12 protein-coding genes and 3 tRNA genes are annotated in these 15,513 nt (G+C 72.9%); 8 read left to right on the top strand and 7 right to left on the bottom strand.

Annotated elements, in window-relative coordinates:
• Window positions 1-100: 100 nt before the first annotated feature.
• Window positions 101-796 carry a SanA/YdcF family protein gene (locus IE109_RS14970; RefSeq protein WP_229891068.1) on the bottom strand — a complete coding sequence of 232 codons (696 nt, stop codon included), beginning with the start codon at window positions 794-796 and terminating at the stop codon, window positions 101-103.
• A 43-nt stretch (window positions 797-839) separates the two neighbouring features.
• A complete protein-coding gene (locus IE109_RS14965; RefSeq protein WP_189551365.1) occupies window positions 840-1,553 on the bottom strand; it encodes an aquaporin in 714 nt (237 codons plus the stop codon).
• A gap of 214 nt (window positions 1,554-1,767) precedes the next feature.
• Between IE109_RS14965 and IE109_RS14960 the strand changes: the two genes are divergently transcribed.
• The 4 genes from IE109_RS14960 to dnaG all read left to right on the top strand — a co-directional run bounded on the left by IE109_RS14960 (window position 1,768) and on the right by dnaG (window position 7,333).
• Complete coding sequence (locus IE109_RS14960; RefSeq protein WP_189551364.1) at window positions 1,768-2,661, top strand: sirohydrochlorin chelatase; 894 nt, start codon at window positions 1,768-1,770, stop codon at window positions 2,659-2,661.
• Between the two features lie 46 nt (window positions 2,662-2,707).
• On the top strand, window positions 2,708-4,012 hold the full coding sequence (locus tag IE109_RS14955) for a deoxyguanosinetriphosphate triphosphohydrolase (RefSeq protein ID WP_189551617.1): 1,305 nt from the start codon (window positions 2,708-2,710) through the stop codon (window positions 4,010-4,012).
• A gap of 102 nt (window positions 4,013-4,114) precedes the next feature.
• Window positions 4,115-5,383, top strand: coding sequence for an NAD(P)/FAD-dependent oxidoreductase (locus tag IE109_RS14950; protein ID WP_189551363.1), 1,269 nt, complete (start codon window positions 4,115-4,117; stop codon window positions 5,381-5,383).
• 48 nt (window positions 5,384-5,431) lie between these two features.
• The gene (dnaG, locus tag IE109_RS14945) at window positions 5,432-7,333 is read left to right on the top strand and encodes a DNA primase (protein ID WP_189551362.1); all 1,902 of its coding nucleotides are present in this window, start codon (window positions 5,432-5,434) and stop codon (window positions 7,331-7,333) included.
• A gap of 22 nt (window positions 7,334-7,355) precedes the next feature.
• On the opposite strand, the gene IE109_RS14940 is transcribed toward dnaG, so the two are convergent.
• Window positions 7,356-7,700 carry a cupin domain-containing protein gene (locus IE109_RS14940; protein WP_189551361.1) on the bottom strand — a complete coding sequence of 115 codons (345 nt, stop codon included), beginning with the start codon at window positions 7,698-7,700 and terminating at the stop codon, window positions 7,356-7,358.
• A gap of 203 nt (window positions 7,701-7,903) precedes the next feature.
• On the opposite strand from IE109_RS14940, the gene IE109_RS14935 reads away from it, so the two are divergent.
• Window positions 7,904-9,151 carry an RNA polymerase sigma factor gene (locus IE109_RS14935; protein ID WP_189551360.1) on the top strand — a complete coding sequence of 416 codons (1,248 nt, stop codon included), beginning with the start codon at window positions 7,904-7,906 and terminating at the stop codon, window positions 9,149-9,151.
• Between the two features lie 105 nt (window positions 9,152-9,256).
• Here the strand turns inward: IE109_RS14935 and IE109_RS14930 are convergent, their stop codons facing one another.
• The 4 genes from IE109_RS14930 to IE109_RS14915 all read right to left on the bottom strand — a co-directional run bounded on the left by IE109_RS14930 (window position 9,257) and on the right by IE109_RS14915 (window position 14,796).
• Complete coding sequence (locus IE109_RS14930) at window positions 9,257-11,221, bottom strand: ABC transporter ATP-binding protein (protein WP_189551359.1); 1,965 nt, start codon at window positions 11,219-11,221, stop codon at window positions 9,257-9,259.
• On the bottom strand, window positions 11,221-12,954 hold the full coding sequence (locus IE109_RS14925; protein WP_189551358.1) for an ABC transporter ATP-binding protein: 1,734 nt from the start codon (window positions 12,952-12,954) through the stop codon (window positions 11,221-11,223). The genes IE109_RS14930 and IE109_RS14925 overlap by 1 nt, the downstream gene beginning before the upstream one ends.
• A gap of 75 nt (window positions 12,955-13,029) precedes the next feature.
• Window positions 13,030-14,472, bottom strand: a complete 1,443-nt coding sequence (locus tag IE109_RS14920; RefSeq protein WP_189551357.1) for an FGGY family carbohydrate kinase — start codon at window positions 14,470-14,472, stop codon at window positions 13,030-13,032.
• Between the two features lie 21 nt (window positions 14,473-14,493).
• Complete coding sequence (locus IE109_RS14915; RefSeq protein ID WP_189551356.1) at window positions 14,494-14,796, bottom strand: YtxH domain-containing protein; 303 nt, start codon at window positions 14,794-14,796, stop codon at window positions 14,494-14,496.
• A gap of 173 nt (window positions 14,797-14,969) precedes the next feature.
• On the opposite strand from IE109_RS14915, the gene IE109_RS14910 reads away from it, so the two are divergent.
• The 3 genes from IE109_RS14910 (at window position 14,970) to IE109_RS14900 (ending at window position 15,394) form a co-directional block, all read left to right on the top strand.
• Window positions 14,970-15,042, top strand: a tRNA-Asn gene (locus tag IE109_RS14910).
• Between the two features lie 5 nt (window positions 15,043-15,047).
• Window positions 15,048-15,120, top strand: a tRNA-Asn gene (locus IE109_RS14905).
• A gap of 197 nt (window positions 15,121-15,317) precedes the next feature.
• Window positions 15,318-15,394, top strand: a tRNA-Ile gene (locus IE109_RS14900).
• Window positions 15,395-15,513: the final 119 nt, after the last annotated feature.

Raw genomic sequence — 15,513 nt, 5'->3', positions numbered from 1 at the left:
TACGGCCACCGACACGGCGCATTACAGGCCCGGTACGGCGCGCTCCACGCCCACCTGCCGGGCCGGTGAGGCGCGGGGCGCGGCCGGGCACCGGCGGGAGTCAGCGCCCCAGTGCCTCCGTCACGCCGGTCTCCCGCCGGCCCAGGAACGTCGGATCCGGCTCGAACACCGCGTCCAGCGCCGCCTTTCCGGCCGCGGCCAGCTCGCGGGCCCCGCCCCAGTACCAGACGGAGTCGTGCGGCTCGTCGACCCCGACCCCGTACACGTCGATGTCCGCGGCCCGGCAGAGGGCGACGGCGCGGCGGATGTGGAAGCCCTGGGTCACCAGGACGGCCCGGTCCACGCCGAAGATCCTCTTGGCGCGGACGCACGAGTCCCAGGTGTCGAAGCCCGCGTAGTCGCTGACGATCCGCCCGTCCGGTACGCCCCGCTCCCTCAGGTACGCGCGCATGGCGTCCGGCTCGTCGTACTCGGGGCGGCCGTTGTCGCCGGTGACGAGCAGGACCCTCACCTTGCCGTCCCGGTACAGCGCGGCGGCGGTGTCGAGCCGGTGCGCCAGGTAGGGGGTGGGGCGGCCCTTCCACAGCCCCGCCCCGAACACGACGGCCACGTCCCGCGCGGGCACGTCCGCCGCCGTGCGCAAGCGGTCGTCCGCGACCGTGTGCATCCACGTCGCGGGCGTCAGCGCCAGGACGCACCCCACCATGACCCCGCGTACCAGCCGCCGCCGTCCGCGCCGGGTCGCCGGCCACCTCGGCCGCCACCGCACGGACCGCACACCCTGTCGGAATCCCACGTCCCACCTCCGTCTCCTCCGACGCCGCAACGGCCCGTCCGGTTCAGCGGGGCACGTGTGATCCCGCCGACGGCCGGCCGCCGTACAGCAGCGCGGCGAGCCCCGCACCCAGGAGGCCGCCGAGGAGCTGGGCGGCGATGAAGCCCGGCATGGACGCGGGCGCGATGCCGGTGAACGTGTCGGTGAGGGAGCGGCCGACCGTCGCGGCCGGGTTGGCGAACGAGCCGGACGAGGTGAACCAGATGGCGGCCGCGATGTACGCGGCGACCGCGACGGGCGCGAGCTGGGCGCGCCCGATCCGGTCCAGCCCCTGGACCAGCAGCACCAGACCGGCCGTGGCGACGACCTCGCCGAGCAGCAGGTGGCCGTCGGACCTCGCCTGCGTGGACCAACCGCCGGGCGTCCGGCCGAACATGGCCCCGGCGAGCAGGGCTCCCGCGACCGCCCCGGTCAGCTGCGCGGCGATGTAGAGGGAGACCTCCCGGCCGGTCAGCCCGCCGGGGGCGCGTCGCCCGGTCCACCAGGCGGAGAGGGTGACGACCGGGTTGAGGTGGGCGCCGGAGACCGGGGCGAACAGGGCGATGAGCAGCCCGAGCCCGATCGCCGAGGCCAGCGAGTTGGCCAGCAGCCGTACCCCCACGTCCTGGCTCAGGCCGGTGGCCTGGATGCCCGATCCGATGATGACCGACACCAGCGCCCCGGTGCCGACGAGCTCCGCGACGGCGCGGCGTGGCAGCGTCCTCTGCGTACCACCCATGGAACCCCCACTTCCTGTGTGCGGAAAATATATTCCGAGTTTCGAAAACAAGGTAGTGGGTAAGGAAGATCGTTCTCCGCCGTACCGTCGCCACCGCCCGGCCGCGCGGCTCACCTCCGTCCGGCGCGGCCTCCGGGCGGGCGGTGAGCGCCTGCGAAAACACCCGTCACCGCCACGCAACGCCCCGGCAACACCCGCCCGTCACCATTGGTTCATGACGGAGCCGGCCGACCCCCCAGCACCCCGCCCCCTCGCATCCCACCCCTTCGACACCACCTCCCAGTTGCTCACCCGCATCACCGCGCAATTCGGCTCCCAGCCGCCCCATCCTCACCGCCACGGAACGCGCAGGCCCATGAGCACACCCCAGCCGCCCACCCTCGTCGCCGTCGCCCACGGCAGTCGCGACCCCCGCGCGCCGACCACCGTGAACGCCCTGCTCGACCGGGTCCGCGAACTCCGGCCCGGCCTGCCCGTACGGCTCGGCCACATCGAGCTGAACGCCCCCCTGCTCACCGACACCCTCGCCGGCCTGCCGGACGGCGACGCCGTCCTCGTACCCCTGCTGCTCGGCCGCGGGTACCACGTCAAGCACGACCTGCCCGGCGCCGCCGCCACCGCACCCCACCTGCGCGTGCGCGTCGCCGCCCCGCTCGGCCCCCACCCCCTGCTCGTCGAGGCGCTGTACGCCCGGCTCACCGAGGCCGGGTGGCGCACCGCGCCCGGCACCGGCGGCGGCACCGCGGTCGTCCTCGCCGCCGCCGGCTCCCGCGACCCCGAGTCCGCCGCCGACACCCGCCGCACCGCCCGGCTGCTCGGCGAACGCCTCGGCGTGCCCGTGATCGCCGCCTACGCCTCCGCCGCCTCGCCCACCGTCCCCGAAGCCGTCCGCGCGCTCACCGCCCGCGGCCACCACCGCGTAGCCGTCGCCTCCTACTTCACCGCCCCCGGGCTGTTCGCCACCCGCAGCGCGGCGGCCGCCCCCTGGATCGCCGCCGCGCCCCTCGGACCGCACGCCGCACTCGCCCGCCTCGTCCTGCACCGCTACGACCGCGCCCTCGCCACGGCACCGGTCCCGGCCGGTTCCTCCCGACTGGTCACCGCCTGACCGGTTCATCGTCAGTCCCTGCGGTTACCTTCAGTGCATGAACGGCATGTACGGCACCGACGGCACTGACGGCACTGACGGCACGTACGACGAGGCGGCCACCGCGCGCTGGGCCCCCGAGCCCGACAAGCGGCCCGGCCGCACCGCGTTCCAGCGGGACCGCGCACGCGTGCTGCACTCCAGCGCGCTGCGGCGACTGGCCGGCAAGACCCAGGTCGTCACCCCCGGCTCCCGCAGCCACGCCTGGGACGCCAGCCCGCGCACCCGGCTCACCCACTCCCTGGAGTGCGCCCAGGTGGGCCGCGAGCTGGGCGCCGCCCTGGGCTGCGACCCCGACCTCGTCGAGGCCGCCTGCCTGTCCCACGACATGGGCCACCCGCCCTTCGGGCACAACGGCGAACAGGCGCTCAACGACTTCGCCGAGGACTGCGGCGGCTTCGAGGGCAACGCCCAGTCGCTGCGCCTGCTCACCCGGATCGAACCCAAACGGTTCCTCCACGACGGCACCACCGGCGAGGTCGTCAGCGTCGGCCTCAACCTCACCCGCGCCACCCTCGACGCCGCCACCAAGTACCCCTGGCCGCGCGGCGCCCACCCCGCCGACCCCGACTCGCCCAAGTTCGGCGTCTACGAGGACGACCTGCCGGTGTTCACCTGGGTGCGGCAGGGCGCGCCCGAGCACCGCCGCTGCTTCGAGGCGCAGGTCATGGACTGGTCCGACGACGTCGCCTACTCGGTCCACGACTTCGAGGACGGCCTGCACGCCGGGCACCTCGACCCCAACCTCCTCCTCGCCGAACCGGAACGCGCCGACATCTGGGCCGTCGCCATCGGGCGGTACGTCCCCGCCGGCACCGACCCGCAGGAGCTCGCCGACGCCCTCGACCGGCTCATGGAGCAGGAGTGGTGGCCGCACGGCTACGACGGCAGCGCCACCGCCCAGGCCCGCCTCAAGGACGCCACCAGCCAGCTGATCGGCCGCTTCTGCCTCGCCGCCGAGGCCGCGACCCGCCGGGCGTACGGGACGGGCCGCCTCACCCGGTACGCCGCCGAACTGGTCGTACCGCGCGAGACCCGCAACGAATGCGCCGTGCTCAAGGCGGTCGCCGACCGGTACGTGATGCAGCGTGCCGAGCAGGAGGCGCTCCGGGCCGACCAGCGGATCGTGCTCGCCGAGCTGGCCGAGGCGCTGACCGCCCGCGCGCCCGAGGGGCTCGACCCCCAGTTCCGCGCCCTGTTCGACGCGGCGCCCGACGACCGGGCCCGCAAGCGGATCATCGTCGACCAGATCGCCTCCTTCACCGACGCCTCCGCCCGCACTCTCCACGCCCGCCTGACCGGCCGCCGGTGAAGGTGACGCCCGACGTCCTCTTCCACCATCACGCTCCGTACGGGACGCTGCTGGATGCCGACGGCGCAGCGTGACGTTCCCGGAACCACCAGGAGGCAACAAGTGGTCGACGCAGATCAGACCTTCGTCATCGTCGGCGGGGGACTGGCCGGGGTGAAGGCGGCGGAGACACTCCGCGCCGAGGGGTTCAACGGCCGGGTCATCCTCATCGGTGACGAGGTCGACCCGCCCTACGAGCGCCCGCCGCTGTCCAAGGGCTACCTCACCGGCAAGGACCCGCGGGAGCGGGTCTTCGTCCACGAGTCCCCCTGGTACGCCGAGAACGACGTCGAACTGCACCTCGGCCAGCCCGTCACCGCCGTCGACCGCGCCGCCCGGACGGTCCGCCTCGGCGACGGCACCACCATCGGCTACGACAAGCTGCTGCTGGCCACCGGTTCCGCACCGCGCCACCTCGACATCCCCGGCACCGATCTCGCCGGCGTCCACCACCTGCGGCGGCTCGCCCACGCCGACCTGCTCCAGGGGACCCTCGCCGCCCTCGGCCGCGACAACGGCCACCTGGTCATCGCCGGAGCCGGCTGGATCGGCCTGGAGGCCGCCGCCGCCGCGCGGGCGTACGGCGCCGAGGTCACCGTCGTCGAGCCCGCCCCCACCCCCCTCCACCACGCCGTCGGCCCCGAGCTGGGCCAGCTCTTCGCCGATCTGCACGCCGGGCACGGCGTCCGCTTCCGGTTCGGCACCCACCTCACCGAGATCATCGGCCAGGACGGCATGGTGCTGGCCGCCCGCACCGACGACGGCGACGAGCACCCCGCCCACGCCGTGCTGATCGCCGTCGGCGCCACCCCCCGCACCACCCTCGCCGAGAACGCCGGCCTCGCCCTCGTGGACCGCGCCCACGGCGGAGGCATCGCCGTCGACGCGTCGCTGCGCACCTCCGACCCCGACATCCACGCCGCCGGGGACGTGGCCGCCGCCGAGCACCCCCTCCTCCGCACCCGGCTGCGGGTCGAGCACTGGGCCAACGCCCTCCACGGCGGCCCCGCCGCCGCCCGCGCCATGCTCGGCCGGGACGTCACCCACGACCGGATCCCGTACTTCTTCTCCGACCAGTACGACCTCGGCATGGAGTACAGCGGCTGGGCCCCGCCCGGCACCTACGACCAGGTGGTGATCCGCGGCGACGCCGGCAGGCGCGAGTTCGTCGCCTTCTGGCTGAAGGACCGCAGGGTGCTGGCCGGGATGAACGTGAATGTGTGGGACGTCACACCCGCCGTCCAGGAACTCGTCCGCTCCGGTGCGCCCGTGGACCCCGAGGCCCTCGCCGACCCCTCGACGCCCCTCACCGCCGTCCTGCCCCGGCCGTAGCGCCCGGTTCCCGCCGGACCGGCGCCCACACCGCCGTAAGATTCAGGGGTGGCAGGCGGCAGGATCAACGATGACGACGTGAAGGCGGTACGGGACGCGGTCCCGATCGACGCCGTCGTGTCCGAGTACCTCCAGCTCCGCAGCGCCGGCGGCGGCAACCTCAAGGGACTGTGCCCCTTCCACGACGAGAAGTCCCCCTCCTTCCAGGTCAGCCCCAGCAAGGGCCTCTTCCACTGCTTCGGCTGCCAGGAGGGCGGGGACACCATCGCCTTCGTGATGAAGATCGACCACCTCTCCTTCTCGGAGACGGTCGAGCGCCTCGCCGCCAAGGCGGGCATCACCCTGCGCTACGAGGAGGGCGGGTACAACCCCGGCCACCAGCGCGGCGAGCGGATCCGGCTGATCGAGGCCCACAAGGCCGCCGCCCAGTTCTACGCCGAGCAACTCGACGGCGCCGAGGCGGAGATCGGGCGCAAGTTCCTCGCCGAGCGCGGCTTCGACCAGGCCGCCGCCCAGCACTTCGGCGTCGGCTACAGCCCGGCCGGCTGGGACCACCTCACCCGCCACCTGCGCGGCAAGGGCTTCACCGACAAGGAGCTGCTCCTCTCCGGGCTCTCCCAGGAGTCCCGGCGCAACCCCATCGACCGGTTCCGCGGCCGCCTGATGTGGCCGATCCGGGACGTCGGCGGCGACGTCGTCGGCTTCGGCGCCCGCAAGCTCCGTGACGACGACAACGGGCCCAAGTACCTCAACACGCCCGAGACGCCGATCTACAAGAAGTCCCAGGTGCTGTACGGCATCGACCTGGCCAAGAAGGACATCGCCAAGTCCAGCCGGGCCGTCGTCGTCGAGGGCTACACCGACGTCATGGCCTGCCACCTCGCGGGCGTCACCACCGCCATCGCCACCTGCGGCACCGCCTTCGGCGGCGACCACATCAAGATCCTCCGCCGGCTGCTGATGGACAACGGCTCGGCCCGCGTCATCTTCACCTTCGACGGCGACGCCGCGGGCCAGAAGGCCGCGCTGCGGGCCTTCGAGGACGACCAGAAGTTCGCCGCCGAGACCTACATCGCCATCGCCCCGGACGGCATGGACCCCTGCGACCTGCGCCTCGCCAAGGGCGACGAGGCGGTCGCCGACCTCGTCGAGCCCCGCACCCCGCTCTTCGAGTTCGCGCTGCGCCAGATCGTGGGCCGGTACGACCTGGAGACCCCGGCCGGCCGCGCCGCCGCCCTCGACGAGGCCGCGCCCGTCGTCGCCCGCATCAAGAACACCGCGTCGCAGCACGAGGTCGCCGTGCAGCTCGCGGGCATGCTCGGCATCCTCGACACCCAGTTCGTCGTCAAGCGCGTCGCCCAGTTCGCCCGCTGGGCCAGGGACCGCGGCGGCCGGGGCCCCGCGCCCGCCGCCCGCCCCGCGCCCGCCCCGTCCGCGGCGCGGGCCCCCGCCGCCTCGGGCCCGGCGCTGAATCTGCGCAGCCCGGCCCACCGCACCGAGCGGGAGCTGCTGAAGCTGGCGCTCCAGCACCCCGCCCTCGTCTCACCCGCCTTCGACGCGTACGGCGCCGACGAGTTCACCGCCCCGCCGTACGCCGCGGTCCGCCGCACCATCGCGGAGGCGGGCGGCGCCGAACAGGGCGTCGGCGACACCGCCGGCTACCTGGCGCGCGTCCGGGACGCCGCGCCCGACGACACGGTCCGCGCGCTCGTCACGGAGCTGGCCGTGGAGGTCATCCACGGACGAACCGTCGACGAGACGTACGCGGGCGACCAGCTCGTCCAGGTCCGCCTGCGGGCCGTCGACCGCCGGATCCACGACGTCCAGGGCTCCCTCGCCCGCCTCGGCACGCACGGCGACCCGGACCACCTGGCCGCCGTCCAGAACGAGCTGTGGGTCCTCCAGCAGTACGCCCAGTCGCTGCGCAACCTCGGCGCCGCCGCGCTGTAGTCCCCTGCGCCGGCCCCGGTCCCTACAGGTCGATCGCGTACGCCTTGCGAAGCGTCCGGTGCACCGTCCACGTCGTCCGGTCGCCCTCGCGCAGCACCCCCATGTCCCCGGGGCCGACGTGCAGCGTGGGTCCGCCCTCGACCTCGACGGTCGCCGAGCCGCTGATCACCACGAACAGCTCGTCCGCCTCGGTGTCGGTGACCACGCCCGGGGTGATCTGCCAGATCCCCCGGATCCGCTTGCCGTCCTCCGACTCCCACACCACCCTGCCGGTCACCTCGGGGGTGCCGGAGACGATCCGCGCCGGATCGAGCGGCTCGGGTTCGAGTTCGGCGTCGGCGATGTGGAGAGCGAGACTCTGCGTCATGGCGCGACCCTAACCAGCGGCTCCCCGCGCGGGCGTTCGACACTGTGTGCGGGATCGCCCCCGGGCACGGGACACTTCGTCCCCCCGCGCCGCGCGGAACCCCGGTGCCACCGCGTCCCCACCGCGCGCTGTCACCGGACGGTCGCAAAAAGTGGTCGCACGCCCCTACTGGCGGTGATGTGTCGTACCCCACACTGGGGGCGGTGCCTGAGTCCTCGGAGCGCGGCCGGCCCACCGACGGTGTGCGCCACACCCCCGCGGATCCGCTCATCGAGTACGGGACGGAGAACAGCGGCGCGGCCGCCGCCGTCCCGCTGCCGCACGCCCCCGAACCGGCAGCGATCACCCTGGAGGTCGCCCTCGTGCAGACCCGGACCCTGACCGACATCGACCCGGCCACGGCCACGGCCATCGCCGTCCCCGTACAGGGCATCCCGGCCCACCACCCGGAGGTCCTGCCCGACGCCGTACCGGATCCGGACGAACCCGAGCAGGCGCCCTCCCCGCGGAGCCGTGCCGCCGCCGAGGCGGCCGGCGGCGGCCCGTCCTCCGACCTCTTCCGCCAGTACCTGCGCGAGATCGGCCGCATACCGCTCCTCACCGCCGCCGAGGAGGTCGAACTGGCCCGCCGTGTCGAAGCGGGACTCTTCGCCGAGGAGAAACTCGCCGGCACCCCCGACCTGGACTCCCAGCTGGCCCTGGACCTCGACCGGCTGGTCGTCATGGGCCGGATGGCCAAGCGCCGGCTGATAGAGGCCAACCTGCGCCTCGTCGTCTCCGTGGCGAAGCGGTACGTCGGCCGGGGCCTGACCATGCTCGACCTCGTCCAGGAGGGCAACCTCGGCCTGATCCGGGCGGTCGAGAAGTTCGACTACGCGCGCGGCTACAAGTTCTCCACGTACGCCACCTGGTGGATACGGCAGGCCATGTCCCGCGCGCTCGCCGACCAGGCCCGCACCATCCGCGTCCCGGTCCACGTCGTCGAGCTGATCAACCGGGTCGTACGGGTCCAGCGCCGGATGCTCCAGGAACGCGGCTGCGAGCCCACCCACGCCGAGGTCGCCGCCCACCTCGACCTGGCGCCCGAACGGGTCGGCGAGGTGCTGCGCCTCGCCCAGGAACCGGTCTCCCTGCACGCCCCGGTCGGCGAGGAGGACGACGTGGCGCTCGGCGACCTCATCGAGGACGGCGACGCCGCGTCCCCCGTGGAGTCCGCGGCGTTCCTGCTGCTGCGCGAGCACCTGGAGGCCGTCCTGTCCACGCTGGGCGAGCGGGAACGCAAGGTCGTCCAGCTCCGCTACGGACTCGTCGACGGCCGGCCCCGCACCCTGGAGGAGATCGGCCGCATCTTCGGCGTGACGCGCGAACGCATCCGCCAGATCGAGTCCAAGACGCTCGGCAAACTCCGCGACCACGCCTTCGCCGACCAACTCCGCGGCTACCTCGACTGACCGGGCGCCCCCGGGACGGTGCCGCGCCGGCCATCGCGGCCCGCCGGCCACGGCGCCGGTCCGCCGGCCACGGCGCCACCGGCCCGGCGCCGGGCCGGTGGCGCGTCAGTCGACCTCCGCCACCGCCTGGGCGAACTGGGCCGCGTACAGGCGGGCGTAGGCGCCCTGCGCGGCCAGCAGCTCCTCGTGCGTGCCCTGTTCGACGATCGCCCCGTTCTCCATCACCAGGATCACGTCCGCGTCCCGGATCGTCGACAGCCGGTGGGCGATGACGAAGCTCGTCCGCCCGTGCGCCAGCCGGGCCATCGCCTTCTGGATGAGCACCTCGGTCCGGGTGTCGACGGAGCTGGTCGCCTCGTCCAGCACCAGGATCACCGGGTCCGACAGGAACGCCCGCGCGATGGTGATCAACTGCTTCTCACCCGCGCTGACACCCGCGCCCTCGTCGTCGATGACGGTGTCGTACCCGTCCGGCAGCGTCCGGACGAACCGGTCGGCGTGCGCGGCCCGGGCCGCCTCTTCGATCTCCTCCCGGGTCACCCCGCGCGACTCCGGCGCGCCGTAGGCGATGTTGTCGGCGATCGTGCCGCCGAACAGCCAGGTGTCCTGGAGCACCATGCCGATGCGGGACCGCAGCTCGTCGCGCGTGAGCTCCGTCGCGTCGACCCCGTCCAGCAGGACACGGCCGCCGGTCACCTCGTAGAACCGCATCAGCAGGTTGACGAGCGTGGTCTTGCCGGCGCCCGTCGGACCGACGATCGCGACCGTCTGGCCCGGCTCCACCGACAGGGACAGGTCCTCGATGAGCGGCCGGTCCGGGTCGTAGCGGAACGAGACCTTCTCCAGCGTCACCCGCCCCTTCGACACCCGCTCCGCCGGCCCCACCGGTTCCGCCGGCCGCCCGGCGGGGCGCGGGGCGTCCGACTCCTGCTCCTCCGCGTCCAGCAGCTCGAAGACCCGCTCCGCGGACGCCACCCCGGACTGCACCAGGTTCGCCATCGACGCCACCTGCGTCAGCGGCATCGAGAACTGCCGCGAGTACTGGATGAACGCCTGCACGTCACCGATGGACAGCGTCCCGGACGCGACGCGCAGCCCGCCCACCACCGCGACCAGGACGTAGTTGAGGTTCGAGATGAAGAACATCAGCGGCTGCATGATCCCGCTGTTGAACTGCGCCCGGAACCCGGCCTCGTACAGCGCCTCGTTCTGCTCGCGGAAGTCGGCCGCCGACTCGTCCTGCCGCCCGAACACCTTCACCAGCGCGTGCCCGGTGTACATCTCCTCGACGTGCGCGTTCAGCCGGCCCGTCGACTTCCACTGCTGCACGAAGTGCGGCTGCGACCGCTTGCCGACCCGCGTCGCCACGACCACCGACAGCGGCACCGTCACCAGCGCGACCAGCGCCAGCAGCGGCGAGATCCAGAACATCATCACCAGCACGCCGACGATGGTCAGCGCCGAGTTGATCAGCTGGCCCATGGTCTGCTGCATGGTCTGCGAGATGTTGTCGATGTCGTTCGTCGCCCGGCTCAGCACCTCCCCGCGCTTCGCCCGGTCGAAGTACGCCAGCGGCAGCCGCTCCAGCTTGGCCTGTACGTCCTCCCGGAGCCGGTACACGGTCCGGTTGATCACCCGGATCGACATGCGCGTCGACACCAGCATCAGCAGCCCGGCCACCAGGTACACCACCAGCACGACCATCAGCACGCCCGCGACCGCGCCGAAGTCGATGCCCTGCCCGGGGTGGAAGTCCACCCCCGACAGCATGTCCGCGAGCCCGTCGTCCCCGTCGGCCCGCAGCCCCGCCAGGGCCTGCTCCTTGGTGAGCCCGTCCGGCGTCTGCCGCCCGACCACGCCCGCGAAGATCAGGTCCGTCGCCCGGCCCAGGATCTTCGGCCCGACCACCGACAGCGCCACGCTCAGCACCCCGGCCGCCAGCATCAGCCACAGCGTGGCCTTCTCCGGTCTCAGCTGCCGCAGCAGCCGCTTCCCCGATCCCCTGAAGTCCATCGACCGCTGGCCGGGGCCCCCGGCCCCGGCCATCATCCGTCCCGCCGGCCCCGCCATCAGGCAGCCTCCGCCTCGGTCAGCTGGGAGAGCACGATCTCCCGGTACGTCTCATTGCCCGCCATCAGCTCGGGATGGCGCCCCGTCCCCACGACCCGGCCCTCGTCCAGGACCACGATGCGGTCGGCTTCCCGGATCGTCGACACCCGCTGGGCCACGATCACCACCGTCGCCTCGGCCGTCTCCGCCGCCAGCGCCGCCCGCAGCAGGGCGTCCGTCGTGTAGTCCAGCGCCGAGAACGAATCGTCGAACAGGTAGATCTCCGGCCGCTGCACCAGCGTCCGCGCGATGGCCAGGCGCTGCCGCTGCCCGCCCGACACGTTCGTCCCGCCCTGCGAGATCGGCGCCTCCAGGCCACCCTCCAGCTCCCGTACGAAATCGGCGGCCTGCGCCACCTCCAGCGCGTGCCACAGCTCCTCGTCGGTCGCGCCGGGGTTGCCGTACCGCAGGTTCGTCGCCACCGTCCCGGAGAACAGGTACGGCTTCTGCGGCACCAGGCCCACCGTCTTCGCCATCAGCACCGGATCGAGTTCCCGCACGTCCACGCCGTCGACCAGCACCTCGCCGCCCGTCACGTCGAACAGCCGCGGCACCAGGCCCAGCAGCGTCGACTTGCCGCTGCCGGTCGAACCGATGACCGCCGTCGTCTCGCCCGGCCGGGCGACCAGGTCCACCCCGCGCAGCACCGGCTCCTCGGCACCCGGGTAGCGGAAGTCCGCGCCCCGCACCTCCAGGTGCCCGCGCCGCAGCAGCTTCCGCACCGGCGCCACCGGCGGGACCACGCTCGACTCCGTACGCAGCACCTCCTCGATGCGCTCGGCGCACACCTCGGCGCGCGGGACCATCATGAACATGAACGTGGCCATCATCACGGCCATCACTATCTGCATCAGATAGGCCAGGAACGCCGTCAGCGCCCCGATCTCCATCCCGCCGCCGTCGATCCGGTGCGCGCCGAACCAGACCACGGCCACGCTGGAGAGGTTCACCACCGTCATCACGGTGGGGAACATCAGCGCCATCAGCCGGCCGGTCGACATCGACACCTCGGTCAGCTCGGTGTTGGCGCGCTCGAACCGCCTCCGCTCGTAGGCGTCCTTCACGAACGCCCGGATCACGCGGTTGCCGGTGATCTGCTCGCGCAGCACCCGGTTCACCGTGTCCAGCCGCTCCTGCATCGTCCGGAACAGCGGCCGCATCCGGCGCACGATCAGCGACACGGTGACGCCCAGCACCGGCACCACCGCGAGCAGGACCCCGGACAGCGGCACGTCCTGCCCGAGCGCCATGACGATGCCGCCCACACACATGATCGGCGCGGACACCATCAGCGTGAACGCCATCAGCACCAGCATCTGCACCTGCTGGACGTCGTTGGTGGTCCGCGTGATCAGCGAGGGCGCCCCGAAGTGCCCGACCTCCCGCGCAGAGAACGACTGCACCCGGTCGAAGACCGCCGCCCGCACATCCCGTCCGAGCGCCGCCGCCGTACGCGCGCCGAAGTAGACGGCGCCGATGTTGCACACCACCTGGACCACGGACACCGCGATCATCCAGGCGCCGTACGTGAGGATGTAACCGGTGTCGCCCCGGACGACACCGTTGTCGATGATGTCCGCGTTCAGCGTCGGCAGATAGAGGGTGGCGCACGTCTGCAACAGCTGCAGAGCCACCAACAGCGTTATGGGCCTTCTGTACGGCCCCAGATGAATCAGGAGAAGTTGTCTGAGCACGGTCCAACTATCGCCGCACGCGCCTGCTCCGACGACTCGGTTTCCCGGTCCTTTGCCCCCTGAGCGCCCCCGCCGTCAGACGGAGAAGGCCCCCGGGTGCAGCTGCTCGCGCGTGGCGCCGTACTGCTGACGCACCGCCCGGCCGACCGCGAGCTCCTCGCCCGGCTCGAAAACCTGGGCCGCCGCGCCCTGCCAGGCCGGCGGGGCCTGCGGCGACAGCACGCCCTGGGACACCCCCAGCGCCCACGCCGCCTGCCGCGCCGCACCGAGCGCCGCGTAATCGGCCGGCTGGGGGACGACCACCTGCGCCCCGAAGATCGCCGGCGCCGCCGCCTGCACCGCGGGCAGCTCGGCGGCCGCCCCCAGCAGGAAGACCCGCCGCACCTCCACACCCCGCCCGCGCAGCACGTCCATCGCGTCCGCCAGCGAGCACAGCATGCCCTCGAACGCCGCCCGCGCCAGGTGCTCGGGCTTCATCGACTCGCGCCGCATCCCGCTCAGCGTCCCCGCCGTGTGCGGCAGCTGCGGGGTGCGCTCACCCTCCAGGTACGGCAGCAGTACGAGTCCCGAGGCGCCCGGCGTCGACTTCAGCGCCAGCGCCGACAGCTCCTCCAGGCCCCCGTCCAGGCCCAGCATCCCGGCGGTTCCGCGCAACGCCCGGACCGCGTTCGACGTGTGCACGACCGGCAGGTGCATCCCCGCCGCGTCCGCGAACGCCGTGATCATCCCCCGGGGATCGGCCAGCGCCTCGTGGTGCACCGCCATGACCGAGCCGGACGCCCCGAGCGACACCACCGCGTCCCCCAGCCCGAGCCCCAGCCCGAGCGCGGCCGCCATCGTCTCGCCGGTCCCGGCCGAGATCAGCAGCCCCTCCGGGGTCATCCCGGCGGCCTCGGCGGGCCCCAGCACCTCCGGCAGCGCGGCCTGGTGCCCCAGCGCCAGCTCCACCAGGTCCGGGCGGTACGCGCCCGTGCCGGCGGACCAGTAGCCCGTGCCCGACGCCGCGCCCCGGTCGGTCGTCCGCCGCACCGGCCGGCCCAGCAGCTGCCACACCAGCCAGTCGTGCGGCTGCATCACCACCGCGATCCGCGCCGCCGCCTCCGGCTCCGTGCGCGCCAGCCACCGCAGCTTCGCCACCGGCTGCGCCGCCTGCGGCACGCAGCCCACGGCCTCGGCCCACGCCTGACGGCCGCCGAAGCCCTCGACGAGGTCCGCGGCGGCCACCTGGGCCCGCTTGTCGTTGCCCACCAGCGCGGGCCGCACCAGCGCGCCCTGCCGGTCGAGCGGCACCAGTCCGTGCTGCTGCGCGGAGACACCGATCGCCTGGACACCTTCGAGCAACCCGCCCGACGCGGCCTCGCCCAGCGACAGCAACCACGCCTGCGGGTCTACCTCCGTCGCCTTCGGCTCGACGGGATGCGGCGCGTAGCCCTGCCGCAGCACCGCACCCGTTTCCGTGTCGCAGACGACGATGCGCGTGAAACCCGACGAACTGTCCAACCCGGCGACTATCCCCATGGGGATAGATTCTGCCGCACCCTAGGTGTTACTGGTCCCCCACTCGTCCTGGCCGTTGGCCTGGCTGCGCTCCTTCAGCGAGCGCACCCGCTGGGCGACCGACTCGGGCATCCGGTCGCCGACCTTGTCGCTCACCGTGTGCAGCGCCTTGCCGGCCACCTCCCTGCCGGTCTGCGCGGCCGATTCGGCCGCGTTGCGCACCGCCGGATTGTGCGAGAACTTGCGTGCGGACTTCCGCAGCTGTTCGTAGCGCTCGCGCCCGGCACGCGTGCCGAGGACATAGCCGAAGGCCAGTCCAACGACGAACGTGAGCTTGTACCGCATGGCTGCCACCCTTCCGTAGGCGTCGGTGCTGGCCGCCTACCCGTCAGGGCCGGAGATCACCCCGGGGGAACCGATTGGCGGAGCACCCCCCTGCTTGCGCTAATGTATGTGTCGCAGCGAGCGAGCGCCGCCCGGGAGCCCCCCGGGTAGGTACGTTCGGTGCAACGCAGCAATCCCCTGTAGCTCAATTGGCAGAGCAGCCGGCTGTTAACCGGCAGGTTACTGGTTCGAGTCCAGTCGGGGGAGCGCGATCCCCTGTAGCTCAATTGGCAGAGCATTCGGCTGTTAACCGGAGGGTTACTGGTTCGAGTCCAGTCGGGGGAGCGGTGACAGGAGAGGGCCCTTGCGGCCCTCTCCTTCTTTTTTCGCCCTGCTCCCGCCCCGATTCACCCGCGGCGGGAACCGCGCGGGGCGCGTGGGAGTCCTCAGGGACGTGCGTTGCCGACCATCCGGAGCAGGAGATCGTATGAGCGGCTATGCTGCGGCAGACGGCGCGCACAAATGTGCGCGACGCGCCGTAAGGGGCGGTAGCTCAGCCGGTTAGAGCAGCGGACTCATAATCCGTCGGCCGTGGGTTCGAGTCCCACCCGCCCCACCAAGCGGTGGCCCCGCAGAAACGTTTCGACCAGCGGAAACGCTGGTCGTACGGATCATCGAGGTGATCGTGACGGCCTTCGCCCACGCTGTCCCTCCCGGATTGGGGACGGGTGGGGACGC

Origin of the sequence: Streptomyces lavendofoliae (genome assembly GCF_014649735.1) — a bacterium.
Lineage (GTDB): Bacteria > Actinomycetota > Actinomycetes > Streptomycetales > Streptomycetaceae > Streptomyces > Streptomyces lavendofoliae.
Note: the sequence above shows the minus strand (reverse complement) of the source record. Positions and strands in the feature narration are given on the sequence as shown.